The organism is Pseudomonas sp. HY7a-MNA-CIBAN-0227 (genome assembly GCF_040310325.1).
GTDB lineage: Bacteria > Pseudomonadota > Gammaproteobacteria > Pseudomonadales > Pseudomonadaceae > Aquipseudomonas.
Map to the genome: position 1 here is coordinate 19,760 of NZ_JBEOPT010000013.1, position 21,494 is coordinate 41,253.

At 59.5% G+C, this 21,494-nt stretch carries 20 protein-coding genes; 10 read left to right on the forward strand and 10 right to left on the reverse strand.

All coding sequences use genetic code 11. The annotated features are described in order from the left end of the window. Positions 1 to 2 precede the first annotated feature (2 nt). The gene (gene pncB, locus AAEZ06_RS20195; RefSeq protein WP_133101446.1) at positions 3 to 1,217 is read right to left on the reverse strand and encodes a nicotinate phosphoribosyltransferase; all 1,215 of its coding nucleotides are present in this window, start codon (positions 1,215 to 1,217) and stop codon (positions 3 to 5) included. Between the two features lie 103 nt (positions 1,218 to 1,320). Next, a complete protein-coding gene (locus AAEZ06_RS20200; protein WP_149411139.1) occupies positions 1,321 to 2,217 on the reverse strand; it encodes a LysR family transcriptional regulator in 897 nt (298 codons plus the stop codon). Positions 2,218 to 2,383: 166 nt separating this feature from the next. Between AAEZ06_RS20200 and amaB the strand changes: the two genes are divergently transcribed. From amaB to AAEZ06_RS20245, 9 genes are all read left to right on the forward strand, one after another. Beyond that, on the forward strand, positions 2,384 to 3,874 hold the full coding sequence (amaB, locus tag AAEZ06_RS20205) for an L-piperidine-6-carboxylate dehydrogenase (protein WP_350615874.1): 1,491 nt from the start codon (positions 2,384 to 2,386) through the stop codon (positions 3,872 to 3,874). Between the two features lie 74 nt (positions 3,875 to 3,948). Beyond that, a complete protein-coding gene (amaA, locus tag AAEZ06_RS20210; RefSeq protein WP_149411137.1) occupies positions 3,949 to 5,232 on the forward strand; it encodes an L-pipecolate oxidase in 1,284 nt (427 codons plus the stop codon). Between the two features lie 376 nt (positions 5,233 to 5,608). Next, complete coding sequence (locus AAEZ06_RS20215; protein ID WP_149411136.1) at positions 5,609 to 6,745, forward strand: branched-chain amino acid ABC transporter substrate-binding protein; 1,137 nt, start codon at positions 5,609 to 5,611, stop codon at positions 6,743 to 6,745. Positions 6,746 to 6,954: 209 nt separating this feature from the next. After that, positions 6,955 to 7,869, forward strand: coding sequence for an ABC transporter permease subunit (locus AAEZ06_RS20220; RefSeq protein ID WP_133101451.1), 915 nt, complete (start codon positions 6,955 to 6,957; stop codon positions 7,867 to 7,869). A gap of 2 nt (positions 7,870 to 7,871) precedes the next feature. Beyond that, positions 7,872 to 9,149 (forward strand): high-affinity branched-chain amino acid ABC transporter permease LivM, encoded by a 1,278-nt coding sequence (gene livM / locus AAEZ06_RS20225; RefSeq protein ID WP_149411135.1) that lies wholly within the window; start codon positions 7,872 to 7,874, stop codon positions 9,147 to 9,149. After that, positions 9,146 to 10,021: an ABC transporter ATP-binding protein gene (locus AAEZ06_RS20230; protein WP_149411134.1), complete on the forward strand. Its 876-nt coding sequence runs from the start codon at positions 9,146 to 9,148 to the stop codon at positions 10,019 to 10,021. The genes livM and AAEZ06_RS20230 overlap by 4 nt, the downstream gene beginning before the upstream one ends. Before the next feature lie 11 nt (positions 10,022 to 10,032). Beyond that, a complete protein-coding gene (locus tag AAEZ06_RS20235; RefSeq protein ID WP_149411365.1) occupies positions 10,033 to 10,749 on the forward strand; it encodes an ABC transporter ATP-binding protein in 717 nt (238 codons plus the stop codon). 743 nt (positions 10,750 to 11,492) lie between these two features. Continuing rightward, entirely contained in the window at positions 11,493 to 12,260 is a 768-nt protein-coding gene (locus AAEZ06_RS20240; RefSeq protein ID WP_149411133.1) for an SDR family oxidoreductase, read from the forward strand. A gap of 167 nt (positions 12,261 to 12,427) precedes the next feature. Beyond that, positions 12,428 to 13,333, forward strand: coding sequence for a cation diffusion facilitator family transporter (locus AAEZ06_RS20245; RefSeq protein WP_350615878.1), 906 nt, complete (start codon positions 12,428 to 12,430; stop codon positions 13,331 to 13,333). A 28-nt stretch (positions 13,334 to 13,361) separates the two neighbouring features. On the opposite strand, the gene AAEZ06_RS20250 is transcribed toward AAEZ06_RS20245, so the two are convergent. From AAEZ06_RS20250 to AAEZ06_RS20280, 7 genes are all read right to left on the reverse strand, one after another. After that, positions 13,362 to 14,483 (reverse strand): AGE family epimerase/isomerase, encoded by a 1,122-nt coding sequence (locus AAEZ06_RS20250; protein ID WP_149411131.1) that lies wholly within the window; start codon positions 14,481 to 14,483, stop codon positions 13,362 to 13,364. Between the two features lie 126 nt (positions 14,484 to 14,609). Beyond that, positions 14,610 to 15,182: a HupE/UreJ family protein gene (locus tag AAEZ06_RS20255; protein WP_149411130.1), complete on the reverse strand. Its 573-nt coding sequence runs from the start codon at positions 15,180 to 15,182 to the stop codon at positions 14,610 to 14,612. A 23-nt stretch (positions 15,183 to 15,205) separates the two neighbouring features. Beyond that, a complete protein-coding gene (gene ureG, locus AAEZ06_RS20260) occupies positions 15,206 to 15,820 on the reverse strand; it encodes an urease accessory protein UreG (protein WP_149411129.1) in 615 nt (204 codons plus the stop codon). A 9-nt stretch (positions 15,821 to 15,829) separates the two neighbouring features. Continuing rightward, positions 15,830 to 16,504: an urease accessory protein UreF gene (locus AAEZ06_RS20265; protein WP_350615881.1), complete on the reverse strand. Its 675-nt coding sequence runs from the start codon at positions 16,502 to 16,504 to the stop codon at positions 15,830 to 15,832. Further along, a complete protein-coding gene (gene ureE / locus AAEZ06_RS20270) occupies positions 16,501 to 17,001 on the reverse strand; it encodes an urease accessory protein UreE (RefSeq protein WP_149411127.1) in 501 nt (166 codons plus the stop codon). Before ureE ends, AAEZ06_RS20265 begins: the two co-directional genes overlap by 4 nt. Positions 17,002 to 17,298: 297 nt before the next feature. Further along, entirely contained in the window at positions 17,299 to 17,931 is a 633-nt protein-coding gene (locus AAEZ06_RS20275) for a TetR family transcriptional regulator (RefSeq protein ID WP_149411126.1), read from the reverse strand. A gap of 151 nt (positions 17,932 to 18,082) precedes the next feature. Then, positions 18,083 to 18,430: a hypothetical protein gene (locus AAEZ06_RS20280; protein WP_149411125.1), complete on the reverse strand. Its 348-nt coding sequence runs from the start codon at positions 18,428 to 18,430 to the stop codon at positions 18,083 to 18,085. Between the two features lie 368 nt (positions 18,431 to 18,798). Between AAEZ06_RS20280 and AAEZ06_RS20285 the strand changes: the two genes are divergently transcribed. Next, on the forward strand, positions 18,799 to 20,868 hold the full coding sequence (locus tag AAEZ06_RS20285; RefSeq protein ID WP_149411124.1) for an AsmA family protein: 2,070 nt from the start codon (positions 18,799 to 18,801) through the stop codon (positions 20,866 to 20,868). A 51-nt stretch (positions 20,869 to 20,919) separates the two neighbouring features. Here the strand turns inward: AAEZ06_RS20285 and AAEZ06_RS20290 are convergent, their stop codons facing one another. Further along, positions 20,920 to 21,450 (reverse strand): ferritin-like domain-containing protein, encoded by a 531-nt coding sequence (locus AAEZ06_RS20290; RefSeq protein WP_149411123.1) that lies wholly within the window; start codon positions 21,448 to 21,450, stop codon positions 20,920 to 20,922. Positions 21,451 to 21,494: the final 44 nt, after the last annotated feature.

Consider the following 21,494-nt stretch of genomic DNA (forward strand, 5'->3'; position numbering starts at 1 on the left):
ATTCACTCCTTGCTGGATAGGGCAGGTACTTTGAAAACGTGGCGCAAATAGGCGACGAAGTTCGGGTCGGTACAGTGGGTCTTGCCCGCTTCATCGGAGATCTTCGCCACGGGCTGGCCATTACATGCGGTCATTTTAAGCACGATGCTCATCGGGTCCACACCTGGTATGTCGCAGGTCAGGTTGGTGCCGATGCCGAAGCTGACATTGATACGCCCCCGCAACGCCCGAAAAATCTCCAGGGCCTTGGGCAGCGTGAGGCTGTCGGAGAACACCAGGGTCTTGCTCATCGGCTCGATGCCCAGCTTGTGGTAGTGGGCGATGGCTTTTTCCGCCCAGATTATCGGGTCGCCGGAGTCATGGCGCAAACCGTCGAACAGCTTGGCGAAGTACAAATCGAAATCACCGAGGAAGGCATCGGTGGTGATGCAGTCGGTCAGGGCGATGCCCAGCAGGCCGCGGTACTCGCGCACCCAGCAATCGAGGGCGGCAATCTGGCTGTCGATCAGCCGTGGGCCCAATTGCTGGTGTGCCATGATCCATTCGTGGGCCATGGTGCCCAGGGGTTTCATGTCCAGTTCGCGGGCCAAATGCACGTTGCTGGTGCCGACAAAACGTCCGGGAAAATCGTGCTTGAGCACGTTGACCACTTCTTCCTGGACCCGGTAGGAAAAGCGCCGACGAGTGCCGAAATCGGCGACCTGCAACTCGGACAATTCGTCACTGCTGGCATTGGCGGTCAGCCAGTCGAACTTGCGGTACAACTGCTCGCGCGCTTGTTCGAGGATCACGGTCTGATAGCGATAGCGGTTACGCACCTCGCTGACGATGGCCAGCATCGGCACTTCAAACAGAATCACATGCAGCCACGGCCCGCGCAGGCGGATAAACAACTCGCCGTTTTCGATACCGGTCTGCACGTAGCGCAGGTTGAAGCGAAACAGGCCAAGGAAGCGCAGGAAATCCGGCTTCATAAAGCTGATGCGTTCCAGGAATCCCAGCTGGTCGGGGCTCAGGCTCAGCTCGGCCAGACGCTCGATCTGATAACGAATCTCCGCCAGATACGGGCGCAGGTCTTCACTGTTGCGGCAGCGAAACTCCCATTCAACTTCCACGTTGGGGTAGTTGTGCAGCACCGCCTGCATCATGGTCAGCTTGTAGAAGTCGGTGTCGAGCAGGTTCTGCACGATACGATCGGCAAATACACTCTCGCTCATAACGGGAATCTCCAGACGGGTCGGCGATGGGCGCCGACCGTTACGCACAATTAAGGAATGACGCTAGTGGCGCATAGACGCAGGTCGGTTTGCTAGCGTTTTTTCAGGTTGCGTCAACCTGTTCCATCATCCACTTCACAAAATCGCGCACTTTGGGCACTTGCGCCGAATGCTCGGGGTAGGCCAGGTAATAAGCATCCTGGCTCGGCATCGCGTGTTGCCAGGGGATGATCAACTTGCCGTCGGCCAACTCCTCTTCCACCAGGAACCGTGGCAACAGTGCCACGCCACAGCCCACTTGTGCGGCGCGGATGCACATATAGAAGGTATCGAAACGCGGGCCGTGGTAGCTGTGTTCGGTCTGGTAGCCCTGGCTGGCGAACCAATCGTGCCAGCCCTGGGGGCGCGAGGCGTTTTGCAGCAGGACCAGTTCGCTCAGTTGCGTGGGATCGGTAAACGGTTGAGCAGGCAGGCTGCCCGGTGCACACACCGGAACAAGTTCTTCGCTGAATAACTTCAGGCTTTCGGTACCGGGCCGTGAACCCTGGCCGAAGTAAAAGGCGAGGTCGGCGCGGCCTTGTAGTAAGTCGTCGGGCTCCTGTTCGTTGCACAGGTCCAGGTGGATCTGCGGGTGACGCAAGCGCCAGCCCTTAAGCCTCGGCACCAGCCAGCGTGCGCCGAAGGTGTAGGGCGTAGACACCCGCAATACTTCGGTCTCGCCGCCGTAGGAACGAAGGTAATGGGTCGACATCTCCACCTGGGTGAGGATTTTTCGTACTTCCACCAGGTACAGATCCCCCGCAGGGGTCATCTGCAAACGCCTGCGCACCCGGAGAAACAGCAGGTGCTGCAGCAGTTCTTCCAGCTGCGCGACTTGCTTGCTGACGGCGCTTTGGGTCAGGTTCAGCTCTTCGGCGGCGCGGGTGAAGCTCAGGTGGCGGGTGACGGCCTCGAAGCACTGCAGGGCAGTGATCGAGGGCAAATGTCTTTTATTCAGCACGGTTGGCCTCTTTTTTCTTGTCGTGACACGTTCAGCATGAATAAACGGAATGATATCTCGCCTAATGGTCGTTTGTTGGCAAGTCTTGGGCCAGCTACAAATAAGGTCTGGATCGCCGTGTCAGTTGGCGGCGCATATTTTTGTTTGTGGATTGAAGGAGTGACCCATGGTTGCCGCATTGCTTGATCGTCTCGGGGTAAACCCGGCGCTGTACCAGTCGGGTAAACAACCCGTGCATTCGCCTATCGATGGCAGCCGAATTGCCAGTGTGCACTGGGAAGGCGCCGCCGAGGTGGAGCAGCAGGTCAGTCGCGCCGAGCATGCATTCGAAGCCTGGCGTAAGGTGCCGGCGCCGCGCCGTGGCGAGCTGGTGCGTCAGTTCGGCGAAGTGCTGCGCGAATATAAGGCTGACCTGGGCGAGTTGGTGTCCTGGGAAGCTGGCAAAATCACCCAGGAAGGCTTGGGTGAAGTGCAGGAAATGATCGACATCTGCGACTTCGCCGTCGGCCTATCCCGTCAGCTGTATGGCTTGACCATCGCCTCCGAGCGCCCAGGCCACCACATGCGTGAAACCTGGCACCCGCTGGGCGTGGTGGGGGTGATCAGTGCCTTCAACTTCCCGGTAGCAGTGTGGGCGTGGAATACCACGTTGGCGCTGGTGTGCGGCAATGCGGTGATCTGGAAACCTTCGGAAAAGACGCCGCTGACTGCGCTGGCGTGCCAGGCGCTGTTCGAGCGCGTCCTGAAAAACTTCACTGACGCCCCGCAATACCTGAGCCAGGTGATCATCGGCGGTCGCGATGCCGGTGCCGCGCTGGTGGACGACCCCCGTGTAGCCCTGATCAGCGCCACTGGCAGCACCCGCATGGGCCGCGAAGTGGCGCCGAAAGTCGCCGCACGTTTTGCCCGCAGCATCCTGGAACTGGGCGGCAACAACGCGATGATCCTTGGCCCAAGCGCCGATCTGGACATGGCCGTGCGCGCCATTCTGTTCAGCGCCGTCGGCACCGCCGGCCAGCGCTGTACCAGCCTGCGCCGGTTGATTGCCCATGAATCGGTGAAAGAAGAGATTGTCACCCGCCTCAAGGCTGCCTATTCCAAGGTGCGCATCGGTCATCCGCTGGAAGGCAATCTCGTCGGCCCGCTGATCGACAAACACAGCTTTGAAAACATGCAGGACGCCCTGGAGCAGGCCTTGAGCGAAGGCGGCCGGGTGTTTGGCGGCAAGCGCCAGTTGGAAGACACATTCCCCAGCGCTTACTACGTGTCGCCGGCGATTGTGGAAATGCCGGAGCAGAGCGATGTGGTCTGCACTGAAACCTTCGCGCCGATTCTGTATGTGGTCGGCTACACCGATTTTGCCGAAGCACTGCGCCTGAACAACGCCGTGCCTCAAGGCCTGTCCTCGTGCATCTTCACTACCGATGTGCGCGAAGCCGAGCAGTTCATGTCTGCGCTGGGCAGCGACTGCGGGATTGCCAACGTCAATATCGGCCCGAGTGGCGCGGAAATTGGCGGTGCGTTTGGCGGCGAGAAGGAAACCGGTGGAGGTCGTGAGTCGGGTTCCGATGCATGGCGTGGGTATATGCGTCGGCAGACCAATACCGTGAACTATTCGCTCGAGCTGCCGTTGGCCCAAGGCATCACTTTCGACTGATCGCGTACACCTGTTGATCGTTCCCGCACAGAGCGTGGGAACGAACGGTGGTGAAATCCTCCCGGAGTCTGGCAATGCCATTACGCGAAGCGTGTTTGTGGGAACAACTGACCCCTGGCCGGCCGGATCGCGCTGCGCTCAAGGGTGAAGTAAAGGTGGATGTCTGCGTGATCGGCGCCGGTATCACCGGTTTGTCGGCGGCCATTCATTTATTGGAACAAGGCAAAAGCGTCTGCGTGCTGGAAGCCCATCGCACCGGTCATGGTGGCTCTGGGCGCAACGTCGGGTTGGTCAACGCCGGGATGTGGATTGCCCCGGACGAGATCGAGGCCGGTTTTGGCGAGGCGGTGGGCAGTCAGCTCAACCGCATGCTCGGTGCGGCACCGTCCCTGGTGTTCAGCCTGATCGACAAATACAACATTGATTGTCAGTTACGCCGCGAGGGCACCTTGCACATGGCGCATAACGCCCGTGGCGAGGCGGATTTGCGCAGCCGTGAAGAGCAGTGGAAGCGTCGTGGTGCGCCAGTGGAACTGTTGACGGGTGCCGCGTGCGAGCAGGCCACCGGCACCAAAAAGATCGCTGCCGCCTTGCTGGATCGGCGGGCCGGCACGTTGAATCCGATGGCTTACACCAGTGGTTTGGCCAACGCCGCCGTCGGCCTCGGTGGCCAACTGTTTGACCATTCGCCGGTCACCCAATTGGAGCGCCAGGGCCAGCGCTGGTCTGTACAAACTGCTCAGGGCGCGGTGCAGGCCGAGCAAGTGGTGATCGCCTCCAATGCCTACACCGAAGGCGAGTGGACCGAACTGCGGCGCAATTTCTTTCCCGGTTATTACTATCAGGTGGCGTCAGCACCGCTGACCGCGGACGCCGCACAGCAAATCCTGCCGGGCGGGCAGGGCTCCTGGGACACTCGCCAGGTACTCAGCAGCATCCGCCGCGACGCCGATGGCCGGTTGCTGCTGGGCAGCTTGGGCAATGGCAACCAGAAACCAGCCTGGTTCCTCAAGGCCTGGGCCGATCGGGTGCAGCAACATTATTTTCCCTACCTTAAATCGGTGGACTGGGAATGCACCTGGACTGGCTGCATCGCCTTTACCCCGGACCATCTGATGCGTCTTTTTGAACCAGCGCCCGGTTTAGTGGCAGTCACCGGCTACAACGGACGCGGCGTGACCACCGGTAGCGTGGTGGGCAAAGCTTTCGCCGACTACCTGTGTCACCGCAATCCCCAGGCCCTGCCGATTCCATTTGCTCCGATGCAGCCGCTGGCCGGGGTGGGCCTGCGCAGTTGTTTATACGAGGCAGGGTTCTCGCTGTATCACGCGGGGCAATGTCTGCGTATTGTCATCTGATCAGCGAAATACCAGTAAGAAGGCGGCATTTTATTAGCAAGCTACTAATCTGTATTGGTGCGACGCGTAGCAGTGGCGCACTGTAAATGTGCAGTTCCGTTACGCACATTGTTACAGATGCTCGGACTGTCGCTTGATGGCAGCCTGATATCAAACCGTGGAGAGGGTTGTACTTTTTCGATGCGTTGGTTGCACCTCTGCGAGCTAAAGGGTTGCACGTTCAATCAAAAGGCGTCGAAACGCCTGTAATAACAATGACACCGTGTCTTTTTGAATAATAAAAACGCAATGGCACGCGCCTTGCTCTGGGCTTTCAAGTGAAAGTTTGAAGTGACGTTGCAGTGCCAATTCAACAAAAACCTCGGAGCACCACCTCATGTCCCAGACGTTTTACAAGAAAGGCTTTCTGGCCCTCGCAGTGGCAACTGCGTTGGGTGTTTCTGCGTTTGCTCAAGCTGATGTGAAGATTGGCGTAGCAGGGCCGATGACCGGTGCCAACGCGGCATTCGGTGAGCAGTACATGAAAGGTGCCCAGGCGGCGGCGGATGCGGTCAACAAGGCCGGCGGTATCAATGGCGAGAAAATCGTCCTGGTCGCCGGTGACGATGCCTGCGAACCCAAGCAGGCTGTTGCCGTGGCCAACCGTCTGGCCGATCAGGAAAAAGTGATTGGTGTGGTCGGGCACTTCTGTTCGTCGTCCACCATCCCGGCCTCCGAGGTCTATGACGAAGCGGGGATTATTGCGATCACTCCAGGCTCCACCAACCCTCAAGTGACCGAGCGAGGCCTCTCCGCCATGTTCCGGATGTGCGGGCGTGACGACCAGCAAGGCATCGTGGCAGGCGATTACATCGTCGATGTGCTCAAGGGCAAGAAGGTCGCCGTTCTGCACGACAAGGACACCTACGGTCAGGGTCTTGCTGATGCTACCAAGGCACAGCTGACCAAGCGCGGCGTGACCCCGGTCCTGTACGAAGGCCTGACTCGTGGCGAGAAAGACTTCAGCGCCGTAGTGACCAAAATCCGCGCCGCTGGCGCTGACGTCGTTTACTTCGGTGGCTTGCACCCGGAAGCCGGACCACTGGTTCGTCAACTGCGTGAGGCCGGGCTCAAAGATGTCAAGTTCATGTCCGATGATGGCGTAGTGACCGATGAACTGGTGACCACCGCTGGTGGCGCGCAATACGTCGACGGCGTCTACATGACCTTCGGCGCCGACCCGCGCCTACTGCCAGACAGCAAGGTGGTGGTGGATGAGTTCCGCAAGGCCGGCACCGAGCCAGAGGGCTACACCTTGTACGCCTATGCCTCGATCCAGACCCTGGCTGCCGGTTTCAACGGTGCCAAGTCCAACAAGGGCGAAGATGCGGCCAAGTGGCTTAAGGCAAACCCTGTGAAGACCGTGATGGGCGAGAAGGCTTGGGACGCCAAGGGCGACCTGAAAGTCTCTGACTACGTGGTTTACCAGTGGGACAAGGATGGCAAGTATCACCAACTGGAAAAGCAGAAGTAATCCGAACCGACTGCATGACCTCTCTGTAGGAGCGAGCTTGCTCGCGAAGAACGTTAACGATGACGCGGGCATCCTAGATGCACGCGGCGCTCTCGGGTTTTTCGCGAGCAAGCTCGCTTCTACAGGGGGTTAGTGCCGAGCCTCTGTTTTCCTCCTAGAAGAGCCGCATACCCACAGGTGTGCAGGTTCTCACTGCGTGAGATTGCGTTATGGATGGTATTTTCCTGCAGCAACTGGTCAATGGCCTGACCCTCGGGTCGGTCTATGGCCTGATCGCCATCGGCTACACAATGGTCTATGGCATCATTGGCATGATCAACTTCGCCCACGGCGAGGTTTATATGATTTCCGCTTACCTTGCGGCGATCAGTCTGGCTCTGCTGGCCTACTTCGGTATCGAATCCTTTCCGCTGCTCATTCTCGGCACCCTGGTGTTCACCGTCGTCGTCACCGGCGTCTACGGTTGGGTCATCGAGCGTGTCGCCTACAAACCGCTGCGTAACTCCACCCGACTGGCTCCGCTGATCAGCGCCATCGGTATTTCACTGATCCTGCAAAACTATGCGCAGATCGCCCAGGGCGCCAAGCAACAAGGCATTCCCACCCTGTTGGCCGGAGCCTGGAGAGTCGACATCGGCACCGGGTTCGTCCAGCTGACTTACACCAAAATCTTCATTCTGGTGGCGGCGTTCGCCGGGATGGCCTTGCTGACTTACATCATCAAGTACACCAAGCTCGGCCGCATGTGCCGCGCTACCCAGCAAGACCGCAAGATGGCTTCGATCCTCGGCATCAACACTGACCGGGTGATCTCTTACGTATTCGTCATTGGTGCAGCCATGGCGGCGCTGGCCGGCGTGCTGATTACCCTGAACTACGGCACGTTCGACTTCTATGCCGGCTTTATCATCGGCATCAAGGCATTTACCGCAGCGGTACTCGGCGGCATCGGTTCCCTGCCTGGGGCCATGCTCGGCGGGATCATCCTCGGCATCTCCGAGTCGCTGTTCGCAGGGTTGATCAACTCTGATTACAAAGACGTGTTCAGCTTCTCGCTGTTGGTGGTGATTCTGATTTTCCGTCCTCAGGGCCTGCTCGGTCGCCCTCTCGTGGCGAAGGTATAAACATGTCTGCTGCCAAATCTATCGATATCAAGAAAAGTGTGGTCGATGCGGTCCTCGCCGGGCTGATTTCGTTGATCGTGTTCGGTCCGATCGTCGGCGTGGTGCTCGACGGCTACAGCTTTAACCTGCAACCGGCTCGCGTGGGCATTCTGGTGGCTATCGTGATGGCCGGGCGCTTTGCCATGAGCCTGTTCCTGCAAACCCCCAAGGGGCTACGGATTCTCCAGGGTTTTGAGAACACCGGTTCCGGCGTGCATGTACAGGCGCCGGACTACAAGTCGCGGTTGCGCTGGATCATTCCGGCGCTGATCGTGATTGCCATCGTGTTCCCGTTCTTTGCCAACAAGTACTTGCTGACAGTGGTGATCCTCGGGCTGATCTACGTGCTGCTGGGCCTGGGCCTGAACATTGTGGTTGGCCTGGCCGGCTTGCTCGACCTGGGTTACGTGGCGTTCTACGCCATCGGTGCCTATGGCCTGGCTTTGGGCTATCAATACCTGGGCCTGGGCTTCTGGACGGTGCTGCCACTGGCGGCGATTGCGGCTGCGCTGGCCGGATGCTTACTCGGGTTCCCGGTGTTGCGAATGCACGGGGATTACCTGGCCATCGTGACGCTGGGCTTCGGTGAAATCATCCGTCTTGTGCTCAACAATTGGTTGTCGTTCACGGGTGGGCCGAACGGTATGCCAGTGCCATCGCCAACGTTTTTCGGCCTGGAGTTCGGGCGCAAAGCCAAGGACGGAGGGGTGCCGTTCCATGAGTTTTTCGGCCTGGACTACAACCCCAATATTAAATTCCTGTTTATCTACATCGTGCTGTTTATCGTGGTGTTGCTGGTGCTGTACATCAAGCACCGCCTGACCCGCATGCCGGTGGGCCGCGCTTGGGAAGCCTTGCGCGAAGATGAAATCGCTTGCCGCTCCATGGGCCTGAACCACGTACTGGTGAAGCTCTCGGCGTTCACCATTGGTGCCTCGACGGCTGGTTTGGCCGGTGTGTTTTTCGCCAGCTATCAAGGCTTCGTCAATCCGTCGTCGTTTACCTTCTTCGAGTCGGCGTTGATCCTCGCCATCGTGGTGTTGGGCGGCATGGGCTCGACGGTCGGCGTAGTGATCGCCGCGTTCGTGCTGACGGTGGCGCCGGAACTGCTGCGCAGCTTCTCCGAATACCGCGTGCTGCTGTTCGGCGTGTTGATGGTGGTGATGATGATCTGGCGCCCGCGCGGCCTGATCAGGATCAGCCGTACAGGTGTGACGCCACGCAAGGGGGTAGCGCCATGAGTAAGGAAGTCGTCCTCTGCGTGGAAAATCTGATGATGCACTTCGGTGGCATCAAGGCCTTGAGCGACGTGAGCCTCAAGGTCAAGCGCAACTCGATCTTCGCCCTGATCGGCCCCAACGGTGCCGGCAAGACCACGGTGTTCAACTGCCTGACCGGTTTCTACAAGGCCACCGGGGGCAAGATCGAACTCAATGTGCGGGGCAAGCAGACCAACGTCATCCAGTTGCTTGGTGAGTCGTTCAAGCCCACCGACTTTGTTTCGCCCAAGAGCTTTGCCAGCCGGGTGTTCTACAAGATGTTCGGCGGTACTCACCTGGTGAACCGCGCGGGCCTGGCTCGCACCTTCCAGAACATTCGCCTGTTCAAGGAAATGTCGGTGCTGGAAAACTTGCTGGTGGCCCAGCACATGTGGGTCAACCGCAACATGTTGGCGGGTATCCTCAACACCAAGGGTTATCAGAAGGCTGAAAGCGACGCCCTGGATCACGCCTTTTACTGGCTGGAAGTGGTGGACCTGGTGGACTGCGCCAACCGTCTGGCTGGTGAACTGTCCTACGGCCAGCAACGCCGCCTGGAAATCGCCCGTGCCATGTGCACCCGGCCACAGATTATCTGCCTCGATGAACCGGCCGCTGGTCTCAACCCCCAGGAAACCGAAGCGCTGAGCGCGATGATCCGGCTGCTGCGGGACGAGCATGACTTGACCGTCGTGCTGATCGAACACGACATGGGCATGGTGATGAGTATTTCCGACCACATCGTGGTGCTTGACCACGGCAACGTGATCGCCGAAGGCGGCCCTGAGGCGATTCGCAACGATCCGAAAGTGATCGCCGCCTACCTGGGTGCTGATGAAGAGGAAGTGGTATGAGCGAGGCTGCTATGAGTGGAGCAATCCTCGAACTGAAGGACCTGGACGTGTTCTACGGGCCGATCCAGGCGCTGAAAAAAGTCTCGCTGCACATCAATGAAGGGGAAACCGTCAGCCTGATCGGCTCCAACGGTGCGGGCAAGTCCACGCTGCTGATGTCGATCTTCGGCCAGCCACGGGCCGAGTCCGGGCAGATTCTCTATCGCGGCGTGGACATTACCCACAAGTCGACTCACTACATCGCGTCCAACGGCATCGCCCAGTCGCCGGAAGGGCGGCGGGTGTTCCCTGACATGACCGTCGAGGAAAACCTGCTGATGGGCACCATTCCCATTGGTGACAAGTTTGCCAGCGAAGATATGCAGCGCATGTTCGAGCTGTTTCCACGGCTCAAGGAGCGGCGCAATCAGCGGGCCATGACCATGTCCGGTGGCGAACAGCAAATGCTCGCCATCGCCCGTGCGCTGATGAGTCGGCCCAAGCTGTTGCTGCTGGATGAGCCGAGCCTGGGGCTGGCGCCGATTGTGGTGAAACAGATTTTCGCCACGCTGCGGGAGCTGGCGAGTACCGGTATGACCATCTTTCTGGTGGAGCAGAACGCCAACCATGCGTTGCGACTGTCTGACCGGGCGTATGTGATGGTTAACGGCGAGATCCGCCTCAGCGGTACCGGCAAGGAGTTGCTGGTCAATGAGGAAGTGCGTAACGCCTATCTGGGCGGGCACTAACAGTAAGTCATGTGCTAACCCCTGTAGGAACTAGGCGGCCCCTCGTTCCTACAGCTTTTTGCGGCGTCCACAGGCTCTTCGCCAAATTGTGGAAAACAAATCTGAGCACCTCTCAAGGCGCGACATATAGCCGCCGCAAATCCCTGTTTTGTCACAGTTTTGACTTGTCCCCATTCGCTGTGGAACCGGCTGTGGGTAACGTGGGAGTAGCTGGCTAGAGGCCTTTGAATTCAAGGCTTACAGCGTCATGGTTGTTTTTTGATCAGGCGTTTTTTCGTGGCCTTCCACAGGTTTTGTCAACCTGTTCAAAGACACAGGTATATGACCAAAATATGTCGGTTCAGCCTGTGGATAAGTCTGTGAATAAACTCTGGAAAGACGTCTGTAGAGGCCGCAATGACTGGCCTGGAGCCATCGTCTTCATTCCTGCTTTCGCGATAGGCCTACATACGCCTCGGTCAAGGTCAAGCAAAAAACTTTTTGAATCCCTCTGAAAGCCTTGAGTACAGCGGCTTGGCAGGTTTTGCACTTGCCCCCAAAGACTGTGGACGGGGCTGTGGATAACATGCGCGTATATGGCTGAGAGCCGCGGTGTATATGGCTTGAAGGTGGCTGGTTGAAAATTGAACAGTTGTGTGGCGCCTTGTCACCGTATTGGTTGCCGCCAGGACGGTGTGCGGGCATTCTGCTTGCTGGTTTTTTTATCCCTCTGGCTGCTCGAAGCCCCCCGCAAGGAGAACACCATGACCAATACGTTGTTTATTACCGGCGCAACTTCCGGTTTTGGTGAAGCCTGTGCCCGGCGTTTTGCCCAAGATGGCTGGAAGCTGGTGCTCACCGGTCGTCGCGAAGATCGCCTCAATGCCCTGTGCACCGAGCTTTCGCAACAGACTGAAGTCCACGGCCTGGTGGTGGACGTGCGTGACCGCAAGGGTATGGAAGAGGCGATTGCCAGCCTGCCACCGTCCTTCAGCAAACTGCGCGGGCTGATCAACAATGCCGGCCTGGCCGTGGGCACGGACCCTGCGCCCAAGTGCAATCTGGACGATTGGGAGACCATGGTCGACACCAACGTCAAAGGCCTGCTGTACACCACCAACCTGTTGCTGCCGCGCCTCATCGCCCATGGCCGTGGTGCCGGGATCATCAACCTGGGTTCCATCGCCGGCAACTATCCGTATCCGGGCAGCCATGTGTATGGCGCGACCAAGGCCTTCGTCAAACAGTTCTCCCTGAACCTGCGCTGCGATCTGCAAGGCACCGGCGTGCGGGTGACCAACATCGAGCCGGGCCTGTGTGAAAGCGAGTTTTCCCTGGTGCGCTTTGCCGGTGACCAGGCGCGTTACGACGCCACCTACGCCGGCGCCGAGCCGATCCAGCCACAGGACATTGCCGACACGATCTTCTGGGTGATGAATACGCCGGCGCACGTCAACATCAACCGCCTGGAGCTGATGCCGGTGAGCCAGACCTGGGCCGGGTTTTCCATTGAGCGCGGGGCCAAGGGCTAAAACGGTAGCCGAGGTGGCGTTTGTGGCGAGGGGGCAAGCCCTCTCGCCACAGGGTATTCGCTGGTCTGAAAGGATGCGGCGAATCGGCCAAAACAGGACATAAGGTACACTCCCATCCTGGAAACCCCGCCGCGCTCTGCGGTTTCAAGGTTTTGACAGGAGGATATGTGAGTAACCGAGGTGAGCAGTCGCTGCTCAAACAATCGACCGTACTGATGTTCGCCGTGGCGATCGGCGGTATTGTCACGGGCGTTGTATCTGGCTCCCAATCCATTTTATTCGATGGATTTTTCTCGCTGATCGCAACCTTTATCAAGGTGCTGATGCTGATCACTGCCAAGCTGATCGCCAAGAAAAGCAACGACCGCTTTCAGTTCGGCTACTGGCACCTGGAGCCCATGGTGCTGCTGATCGAGGGCAGTTTTCTGCTGTTGATTGCCATCTACGCGTTTCTTAACGGCGTGTTCGGCATTATCAATGGCGGGCGTGAGATTGAGTTGGGTCTGGTGATCATTTATGCGGCGGTGTTTACCGTCGTCGAGTTCACCTATTTCTTCTATGTGCGTTACCGCAACCGTACGCTCAAGTCGACGCTGATCCAGTTCGACAACATCAGTTGGCTGGTGGATGCCATGTTATCTGTGGGCCTGCTGGTGAGCTTTCTTGCTGCGCTGCTGCTCAAGTCCCAGGGCTATGGCGAGTGGGCGGTGTATGTCGACCCGTTGATCCTGATCCTGCTCGCCCTGAGCATGCTGGCGCCGGCCTTCAAGATCCTGCGCCCGGCCTTGCGTGATGTGCTGGGGATTGTGCCGGACCAACTGGACGGCAAGGTGCGCCAGGTGATGGACGCGGCCAAGGAGCGGCATGGTTTCGATGATTACGTGTCCTACGTGCAGAAGCACGGTCGGGCGCGGTTTATCGAGATTCACGTGGTGTTGCCAGCGGATTACCCGGTAGCCAATGTCGCGACCCTTGATGGGCTGCGTGAAGAGATATCCACAGGGCTGGGCAAGGCTGATGCTGCGCGTTGGCTGACCATCAGCTTTACCGGGGACAGGAAGTGGGTAGCTTGATCGTTAGCCCGAGGTGAGGCCCGAAAGATCAGCCGAGATACTCGACCAACCCCCGATAACAAGTCGCTAAATGATAAGGCGTAGTCGACGGCATATCCCGTCGGCTCACTTTACCCTTGGCGTCCAGGCACTCATTCCAACCCTTCAAATGCAGGAACCGCTGCTGCAACGCCTGCAACTGGCGCAGCAATAACGCTTCACTGTCGGGCCGCAAGGTCAGCGCACGTAGGTATTCGGCCTGGGCCCAGATCCGTTGGGTGGCATCGCGAGCCGTACCGTCCAGGGCCAACATGCCCGTCACCGCGCCGGTCGATTTATCCACACCCATTTGCTCGGCATAGGCAAACGCTCGGGTCAGTGACGTGTGCAACGGCGTTCCGCGCAGCAAGTCCGAAGATTCCAGCAAGAAGAACCACTCGAACTGGTGCCCAGGCTCAAACCAGTTATCCACAGCGCCCAACGGTTTCTCCAGCATCACGCCATGCTGGCGGTCGATGAAGTGCTTTTGCATCGCTGTCGTCAGGGCCAGAAGGGCACTTTGCACGTGCGTATCTTCACGTACCGCAAGGGTGGCGAGGAAGCCTTCGGCCAAGTGCATCAGCGGGTTTTGCAGGGGGCCGGACTTGAGGGATGACCAGTCGCGCTCCAGTATCGCGTCATACAAACCATCGCTCGTGGCGAATCGCTCGGCAACCACTTCCAGGGCGGCATTGAGCACCGACTCCACCAACGGCTCGCGAACCTTGGCCCAGTAATGGGCGCAGGCGAAGATGATGAAGGCGTGGGTGTAGAGGTCTTTGCGTTGATCAAGCGGCTTGCCGTGGGCGTCGATGCTGTAGATCCAGCCACCGTGTTCGGCGTCGCGGAAGTGCCGCTGCAAGGAGCGAAACAGCGCCGCCGCCCGCTCTTCGGCAAACGCCGCGTCGGGTTCGCCGATCAGGCTGGCAAACAGATACAGCTGCCGGGCGCAGGCCATGGCGCGGTAGCGTTGCGGGGGCAAGGGGCGATGATCGGCGTCCAGGGCCTCAAAGGGCAGGGCCAGGTCAGCACTCCAGCCAGGACCGAGCCAGAGCGGCACGATCAGGTCGTTGAAATGCGTGAGCACGGCGTTTAATTGAGGCTTGAGGGCAGAGCTTGGAGCGTCGGGCATCGGCTGGCGTCGTCACGGCAGGGGCGGTTGCGCGCATGGTAGCAGAGAGGCAACTGCAAGCTTCAAGCTTCAAGCGGCAAGAAAGCGTCAATCGGCTTTTAACTTGCAGCTTGAAGCTTGCGGTTTTTAGCCAGCGAGTAGCCACACTCCTGTCGCCGCCGAAGCCGCCCCGGCAACTCGCACCAGTGGCGCCGCGGCTGTTGGCAGCAAACGCACCACGGCATAACCGGCCGCATGCAGCGCGGCCGTCGCAGCCACAAAGCCTGCGGCATATGTCCAAGGGCTGGACATGTCAGGTAGCTCCAGGCCATGCGCCACGCCATGGAAGAGCGCAAACAACGCCGTCGCCGCAACCGCTACCACCACCGGCGGGCGAATCGCCAGCGCAACGGCAAGACCCAGCGCCAACACCGAAGCGGCAATCGCGCTTTCCAGGGCCGGCAACGCCAGGCCTTCAAAACCCAGCATCCCACCAATCAGCATGGTGCCTACAAAGGTGCACGGCAGTGCCCAGCGGGCGGCGCCTTTTTGTTGTGCAGCCCACAGGCCGACGGCAACCATCGCCAGCAGGTGGTCGATGCCGCCTAGGGGGTGGCTGATGCCAGCCACCAGGCCATTGTCGCCATGGCCCGGATGAGCAAAGGCCAGGGCCGGGGTAAGTAGCAGGGCTAGGGCGCCGAACAGTTTCTTGAGGCTCATGGACAGGTTCCTTGTTGGGATGGTCAGACTGCAGTCAGCAGGCCCTGGCGTTCGATGAAGGCGACGATTGCTTCCAGGCCAACGCCGGTTTTCTGGTTGCTGAAGACAAAGGGTTTTTCGCCGCGCATGCGTTTGGTATCGCTGTCCATCAGTTCCAATGAGGCGCCGACCAGGGGCGCCAGGTCGATCTTGTTGATCACCAGCAAATCGGATTTGCAGATCCCTGGGCCTCCCTTGCGCGGCAGCTTGTCGCCGGCCGACACATCGATCACGTAGATGGTCAGGTCCGACAGCTCGGGGCTGAAGGTGGCGGACAGGTTGTCGCCACCGGACTCCACCAGGATCAGGTCCAGGCCGGGAAAGCGCCGGTTCAGTTGATCCACCGCTTCCAGGTTGATGGAGGCGTCTTCGCGAATGGCCGTGTGCGGGCAGCCGCCGGTTTCTACGCCGATGATTCGTTCCGGGGCCAAGGCTTGATTGCGCACCAGGAAGTCGGCGTCTTCGCGGGTATAGATATCGTTGGTGACCACCGCCAGGTTGTAGCGATCACGTAGCGCCAGGCATAGGGCCAGGGTCAGGGCGGTCTTGCCGGAGCCGACCGGGCCGCCGATACCGACACGCAGGGGTTGTGTGTTCATGTGTTTCTCCTAGGAACGAAACAGGCGGCTGTACTGGCGCTCATGGGCCATGCACGCCAGGGACAAGCCGAACGCGGCGCTGCCGTAATGGTGGGGGTCGATTTGGCTGGCGTGTTGCTGGGCTTGTTGCAGCAGCGGCAGCAGTTCGCTGGTCAGGCGCTGGGCGGCTTGTTGGCCCAGGGGCAAGGTTTTCATCAGCACGGCCAGTTGGTTTTCCAGCCAGCTCCATAGCCAGGCCGCGAGTGCGTCGTCCGGGTTGATGCCCCAGGCGCGTGCGGCCAAGGCCCAACCCAGAGCCAGGTGCGGTTCGCCCAGCTGGCCGAGAAACTCTCGGGCCACGGCATCCAGCTCCGGCAAGCCGTTAAGCAACTGTTGCAAGGAATAGCCCATCTGCCGGCTCTCTTGAAACAGCTCACGGGTTTCGCGGCTGGCGCGATGTTCTTCACACCGTTGCAGCAGTCGCGGCCAGTCCTGCTCGGCGGCGGCCTGGCAATGGGCGAGCAGCAGTGGCGCTTCGAAGCGGGCGAGGTTGAGCAGCAGTTGGTCGCTGATCCAGCGCCGGGCACTGGCAGGGTCGCACACGCGGGCTTGCTCCACGGCCATTTCCAGGCCCTGGGAATAGCTGTAGCCGCCAATCGGCAATTGCGGACTGGCCAGACGCAGCAGCGCCCAGGCTGGGTTCATGGGCGCACGCCGAACTGATGCAGTTTGGGCGGATAGTTGAAGTCTTCGTCGCCGTGGCGCGAATGATGATGGCCACCGCCATAGGCGCCGTGCTCCGGTTGAAACGGTGCCTCGATGGTTTCAGTGGTGGCCCCTAATTGGTCGAGCATGGCCTTGAGCACGTAGTCATCGAGCAGGCGCAGCCAGTCGTCGCCCACTTGCAGGGCGACGTGGCGGTTGCCCAGGTGGTAGGCAGCGCGCGTCAGTTCGAAGGCATTGCTGCAGGTGACGTGCAGCAGCTGTTCAGGCCGCGCGCAGACACGTACGACACGTCCGTCTTCAGCCTGCAGGAATTCGCCATCGTGAAGCGGCGGTTGACCGCGCTCCAGAAACAGGCCGACGTCTTCACCGTCGGCACTGAAACAGCGTAGGCGGCTTTTGCTGCGCGCCTCGAAATTTAGCAGCAGTTGGGCGGCCCAGAGGGTTTGGGGGGCGATTCGGCGGTGGATCACCAGCATCAGAAAGCTTCCAGCTATGAGCGATAAGCAAGCTAGAGCAAGGGGCTTGCCAATCACGCCAGGAGCGGGAATTCCCTGTAGGCAGGCACCTTGTGCCTTCTGATGAAGCAGGGGGCTGCCCCAAGATGTTTCATTTTGGTGCGCGGGTGGATGTATAGCACCGGATTCGAGCGTTCGGCGTTGAATTACACGGCGCTGCGCATGAAACCTCTTTCATCATTCATCTGCCCCGCACTACCGTGGAGATGCACCGTTCAACGGCGGCCACGGCCAAGCGTTTTCACGCCGTGCGCTGAGTTATTCGGTGCTGCCCAGTCCTTGCCAGTGCTTGAGACCGATAAAGATAAAGCGCAACTGCTGGGTGATTTTGGCCTGTGGCGTCAGGTGCGCCGGCAGGGCTTCGGCGGGCGGGTCGATGATGTCGGGCAGGGTGGCGAACACGCTTTTGACGATCAGGTCGGCCATGACGTGCAAGCCCTCGGCATTCAGGTGTTGCAGCTTGGGCATCAAGGTCAGGTCGGCCGCAAGGTCCGAGGTGATGTCTTCACGCAAGGCACCGATAGCTTGGCGTACTGCCAGGCAACCACCGTATTGTTCTCGGGCCAGGAACAGGAATTGCGAGCGGTTGGCGGCTACGACGTCGAGAAAAATTCGCACCGAGGCATCGATGATGCCGCCCATGACGAACTCGTTATGACGCACCAGGCGAATCGTTGCGCGAAAGGTTTGGCCGACTTCGTTGACCAATACCAAGCCCAATTGATCCATATCGGCAAAGTGGCGGTAGAAACCGGTGGGCACGATGCCAGCGGTCTTGGCCACTTCTCGCAGGCTCAGGCTGCCGAACCCACGGCCACACTCCATCAAATGGCGGGCTGCGTCCATCAGGGCGAGGCGGGTCTGTTGCTTCTGTTCGGCGCGGGGCAGCATTGGCAGGCAGGCTTTGTGGACAAGGACAGCGTCGCACTCTAGCAAAACAACTTTACTGGCGTCGAACTTGAGGCGGGGCAAAGGTGTTGCGGATCACACAAAGTCAAAGCCCGATCCAGAGATCGGGCTTTTTTCCAGGGCCAGCACGGGCTTAACTCGCTGCTTGATGCAGTTCTTGCAGACGGTCAGCACCGCCTTCGGCAACAGCGTTGCGTTCCAACAGACGATCAGCGCCGCCTTCAACCAGGCCTTTCTCTTCCAGGCGATCACGGCCACCTTCGGCAACACCTTCGGTGTAAGCACGTTTGTTGGCTTGTTCGGCGCCGCCTTCAACCAGACCTTTCTGTTCGAGGCGATCACGACCACCTTCGGCCAGGGTCTGGCTGATGTGTGCGGCGTCAGTCTTGATTTGTGGGGTGACCTGTTCAGCGGCTGGCAGGGCAAATGCGCTGGTAGCCAGGACGGACAGTGCGAAGCTAAGCAGTAATTGGCGTTTCATGAGAGGTTGCTCCTTGGGAGGGCGATAAATTGGGTACAGGGCTAATGCTACTCTCGATAAGTTGATATAAAAGTTCATAAAGACAATGGTAATAATCAACAGAATTGATTGTTCTCGGCAAAGGCTCTAGGTCCGGGCTCTCAAGCACGGGCTTTTGCACCGTGCTGGGTATTTTTGACACGAACGTGGGTAACAACGGTGCGCCGTTGATGATTGAGATTGTCCGATTGGTCAGGAAAGGCGGTTTTTTCAGCTTAATTGGCGCTTGGGTTAAACCCCCAGGCCGTTTGTCAGTCGTAGCCATATAGGCTGTAGTCCTAAGGTGCGCCGCAACGCGCACGCTCAGCCGTATTCAGGAGCCCTGTGCAATGACGCGCACTCGTAAAATTCTCGCCTGGAGCTGCGCCAGCTTCGCTCTGTTAATCGCCGTCGTGGTATTGATCCTGGTGTTCTTCGATTGGAACCGGATCAAGCCCCCCCTCAATGCCAAGATCTGCGAAGAGCTGCATCGTCCCTTTGCCATCAATGGCAACCTGGCCGTGGTCTGGCAGCGCGAGCCCGACGAAGGTGGCTGGCGCGCCTGGATTCCCTGGCCCCACGTAGTGGCCGAGGACCTGACGCTGGGCAACCCCGAGTGGTCGAAAAAGCCGCAGATGGTCACGTTGAAACGTGTGGAGTTTCGCATCGCGCCGTTGCCATTGCTGGCCCAGCGCGTGGTCATTCCGCGTATCGACCTCACCGAACCGAGCGCCGAGTTGCAGCGCCTGGCCGACGGCCGTGCCAACTGGGCCTTCCAGTTTGACCCCAAGGATCCGAATGCAGAGCCGTCCAACTGGGTGGTAGACATCGGCGCCATTGGTTTCGACAAGGGCCACGTTACCCTCGACGACCAAACCCTCAAGACCCAGCTCGATGTGTTGATCGACCTGCTGGGCAAACCGATTCCCTTCAGTGAAATCGTCGGTGATAGCGACACCAAAAAAGCCCAGGAGAAGGGCTCGGTGCCACAGGATTACGCCTTCGGCCTCAAGGTCAAAGGCCAATACCACGGTCAGAAACTAGCCGGCACTGGCAAGATCGGTGGTCTGCTGGCTTTGCAGGACGCGACCAAGCCGTTCCCGCTGCAAGCCCAGGTGAAGATCGCCGACACCAGTATCGCCCTGGCCGGCACCCTGACCGACCCGCGGAACCTCGGCGCCCTGGATCTACGCCTGAAACTGTCCGGCAGCAGCCTGGGCAACCTGTACCCGCTGACGGGCGTCACCCTGCCGGATTCGCCGGCCTATTCCACCGACGGTCACCTGATCGCCAAGCTGCATGAGGCGGGCGGTGCGTCGTTCCGCTACGAGAACTTCAACGGCAAGATCGGCAGCAGTGATATCCACGGCAACCTGGCGTACGTCGCCAGCCAGCCGCGGCCCAAGCTCAGCGGTGCGCTGGTGTCCAATCAACTGCTGCTGGCTGACCTTGCGCCCTTGATCGGCGCCGACTCCAACGCCAAGCAAAAAGCCCGTGGAGGGATGAGCAAGCAGCCGGCGACCAAGGTGCTGCCGGTGGAAGAGTTTCGCACCGAGCGCTGGCGCGACATGGACGCCGATGTTGAACTCACCGGCAAACGCATCGTCCACAGCACCGACTTGCCGTTCACCGATCTCTACACGCACCTGGTGCTCAATGATGGCGAATTGAGCCTGGAACCCCTGCGTTTTGGCGTGGCCGGCGGCAAGCTCGACGCGCAGATTCGCCTCAATGGCCGCGTCACGCCTATGGACGGCCGGGCAAAACTGACGGCGCGCAACTTCAAGCTCAAGCAGCTGTTTCCCACTTTCGAACCGATGAAAACCAGCTTCGGTGAACTCAATGGCGATGCCGATATCGCCGGGCGTGGTAACTCCGTGGCGGCGCTGCTGGGCAGTGCCAATGGCGATCTGAAGATGTTGATCAACGACGGCGCCATCAGCCGCAGCCTGATGGAAATCGCCGGGCTCAACGTGGGTAACTACGTGGTCGGCCGCCTGTTTGGCGACAAGGAAGTGAAGATCAACTGCGCGGCGGCGGACTTCGGCATCAAGACCGGCCTGGCCACCACTCGGCTGTTTGTGTTCGATACCGAGAACGCCATCATCTACGTTGATGGCACGGTGAATATGGCCAGTGAACAACTGGACCTGACCATTACACCCGAGTCCAAAGGCTTTCGGCTGTTTTCCCTGCGCTCACCGCTGTACGTCGACGGGCCATTTATCAAGCCCAATGCCGGGGTGAAAGCGGTGCCGTTGATGTTGCGGGGGGCGGGGATGGTCGCGCTGGGTGTGATCGCAGGTCCTGCTGCCGGCTTGCTGGCGCTGGTGGCGCCAAGTGGCGATGAGCCCAACCAGTGTGCACCGTTGCTGCAACAGATGAAGGAAGGCAAGGCCCCGAAGACGGTGAAAGGCTGACGCGGGCGTGATCATTCCCACGCTCCGCGTGGGAATGGTCGTGGGAAAGGTTTACAGGTCCTGCAGAATATCCGCCATGTCATCGGCGTGTTCTTCTTCCTGGGCCAGAATGTCTTCGAAGATCCGCCGGGTGGTCGGATCTTTATCGCCGATGTACTGGATGATCTCGCGGTAGCTGTCCACCGCGATCCGCTCGGCCACCAGGTCTTCGTAGACCATTTCCTTCAAGGTATTGCCCGCAACGTATTGCGCGTGGGAATTCTTCGACAGCAGGTCCGGGTTGAATTCCGGCTCGCCGCCCAACTGCACGATGCGCTCAGCCAGCTTGTCGGCGTGCTCCGCTTCCTGCTTGGCATGCTCCAGGAACTCCTCGGCGGCGACATGGGCTTTAATGCCGTTGGCCATAAAGTAATGACGCTTGTAGCGCAGCACGCAGACCAGTTCCGTGGCCAGCGACTCGTTAAGCAGGCGCAGGACTTCCTGGCGGTCGGCGTCGTAGCCTTCGGTTACGGCGCCGTTCTCGACGTTCTTGCGGGCGCGCGCTCGCAGTGTGGCTACGTCAGACAAATGTGAGTCAGTCATCTCATTCTCCTCAGGGCGATATCCGGTTTGCGCCACGCTCTGAC